Origin of the sequence: Streptomyces sp. UH6 (assembly GCF_013421635.1) — a bacterium.
Lineage (GTDB): Bacteria > Actinomycetota > Actinomycetes > Streptomycetales > Streptomycetaceae > Streptomyces > Streptomyces abyssomicinicus.
Genome location: NZ_JACADT010000791.1, coordinates 1 through 2,673, shown reverse-complemented (window position 1 = coordinate 2,673; position 2,673 = coordinate 1). Strand labels below are relative to the sequence as shown.

The following is a 2,673-nucleotide window of genomic DNA, read 5'->3' as shown; positions in this document are numbered from 1 at the left end:
CCTCGCCCTGTGGCGGTCCCGCTCGACGCGGCGGGGTCAGCCGCAGGCGGCCCCGTCCCGGGTGAAGTCGTCGGGAGTGCCGTTGCTCCCCGTCGATGTCCCCGTGAAGCCGACGGTCACCGAACCGCCGGGCGCGACCCGGCCGTTGTAGGACGCGTTGGTCACCGTGACCCGGTCACCGCTCTGGGTGTGGGTGCCGTTCCAGAGCTGGGTGATCCGCTGGCCGTCCGGGTAGGTCCAGCCGAGCTTCCAGCCGTCCCACGCGACGTCGCCGGTGTTGGTGAGCTTGACCTCCGCCTGGAAACCGCCCTGCCACTGGTTGGTGACGCGGTAGTCCACGGTGCAGGCTCCGTCCGGGTCACCGGGGTCCGGCGGGTCGGTCGGGTCCGGCGGGTCGGTCGGGTCCGGCGGGTCGGTGGGATCCGGGGGATCCGTGGGACCGGTCGGCGACGGTACGTCTGCGGTGTCCGCGTAGACGATGCCGCGGCCGTTGGTGGAGACGTAGACCCGCCCGTACGTGCGTGGGTCGCCGGTGATCGTGGAACCGGTCCAGCCCCACTGGTGGTTGTCGTCGTTGACCCTGACCCAGTTGGCGCCCGCGTCGGTGGAGCGGAAGATGCCCCGGACCCCGTCGATCTTGGCACTGGTGTAGAGGGTCTGGTACGTGGCGCCCGGGGCCGCCTTGCCGAAGCCGATGGTGTCGGCCTCCTGGACGCCGCCCACCTTGGTGAACGTCGCCCCGGAATCGGTCGAGTGCCACAGCCCGTACGTCTTGCCCTCCTCACCGCCGGCCAGCCAGACGTCGCCGTTGCGGCCGGGGACCGCCTTGAAGCGGACGGCCGTGCCCGCCGGCAGCCCGGTGGACGCGCGCTTGGTGAAGGTGGCGCCGGCGTCGGTGCTGACGTAGAAGGCGCCGTCCTTGAACCCGTAGAACTTCTTCGGGTCCACCCGGTCCGACTCCACGACGGCTCCCGCCGGGATGCCGGAGGAGGCCGTCCAGGAGGAGCCCGACCCGGCGTGCACGCCCGCGCCCTCCGGGCTCCACACGTAGCGGCTGCCGTCCGCCGCCGCGGCGACGGTGCCCCCGCCGGTGACGCCCGACGGGTCGGAGCCCGCGTACCAGTTGGCGCCGTTGTCGGAGGAGAACGCCACGTGGGCGCCGCTGTCCACGTTGCCCACCCGGACCACCGTGTTCGGGTTGGTCTCCGCGTAGTCGAGGCTGGTGGTGGAGGTGAAGTTGGGCGACTGGAACATCTTCGCCGGGACCGTGTCCAGGGAGGTGTGCCGGAACCCTCCGACGTCGCCGAGGCCGCTGATCAGCGTGGCGCCGCTGGGCGGGGCCGCCAGGTCGAGGACGGCGGTCTCCTCGAGCCCCTTCACCATGGGCTTGATGACGGGCTTGCCGCCGCCGTCCCACTGGGTGAGGTTCTCGGTGCCGAAGATCGTCGCGCCGGTTCCGTACATCATCCGGTCGGAGTCGAAGGGGTCGATCTCCAGCGCCTCCGTCATCCACCCGAGCTTCGGGGTCTGCTCCGGCGGGGTCGGGTTGGCGCCCCAGTCGAGCCAGGGGACCGAGGAGATGTCCATGGTGTAGCGGTTCGAACGGTTCGGGTAGGAGCTGTACTCCCAGGCCCTGGTCCAGTTCTCGCCGCTGTCGGTGGTGCGGAAGATCTGCGTGTCCGGCCACCAGGAGCTGTAGCCGGTGACCATCACCGTGCCGGGGTTCTGCCGGTCCACGCTCAGCCCGCTGTAGCCGAAGTAGGTGTCCGCGGCGGTCATCGGGCTGATGTCGGTCCACTCGCCGCTGCCGGTGTCGTACCGCCACACCTGGCCGGTGGATCCGTCGTAGGGGCCGCCGGTGTCGCTGTAGGGGAGGTAGAGGTAGCCGTTCTCGGCGTCCAGCACGCCCTTGTGCGCGAGCAGCCCGGTCGGCTGCCCGGCCACCCGGGACCACGTGGCGCCCGCGTCGGTCGACCGGTAGACGTTGTTCTCCTTGTCGGCGACACCGACGTAGATCGTCCGGGTGGCGGAGCCCGCGCTGCCCGTCGACTCGTCGAAGGTCACCCAGGAGATGCCCTGGATGTCGCCGTTGTAGCCGCCCGTGTCGCTCGGATCGGCGATGTACGTCCCCGGATTGGGGAACGAGGTCACCTCCGACCAGGTCGCACCGCTGTCGGTGGAACGCCACAGGCCGTTGCCGCTGGGCGCCCCGAGGTAGAGCACGCTGTTGCGGTGGGGGTCGACGGCGAGGCGCTCCCCCATGCCCCGGCCGGGCATGTTCCCGCCCAGCTTGAACGGCAGGTCGGCCTTGGCCCAGGTCTCGCCCCGGTCGCCGGAGCGCAGCACGGCGCCGTTGCCCGGGTCCCAGTCGTTGGTGTACGTGCCGACCGCCGCGTAGACCTTGTCCGGGTCCACGCTGTCGGAGGCGAGGCCGATGACACCGGTGTGGCCCCAGTCGTCCCAGCCGACGTGGTCCAGCAGCGGGGTCCAGCTCTTGCTCGACTCCACCCAGCGGTACGCGCCGCCGATGTCGGTGCGGGCGTAGGCGAGGTCGGGCTCGGACCGGTTGAAGACGATGCCGGGGACGAAGCCGCCGCCGTCGATGCGGACGTTCTTCCAGTCCACGGCGGCCGCCGAGGCGTCGGCCCCGGACAGCGAGCGGGCGCCCGCGCC

1 protein-coding gene is annotated in these 2,673 nt (G+C 71.5%); it reads right to left on the bottom strand.

The window, feature by feature from the left end; genetic code table 11:
• Positions 1-36: 36 nt before the first annotated feature.
• Positions 37-2,673: cellulose binding domain-containing protein (locus HW445_RS25880; RefSeq protein WP_180223312.1), on the bottom strand; the 2,637-nt coding region annotated here is incomplete at its 5' end.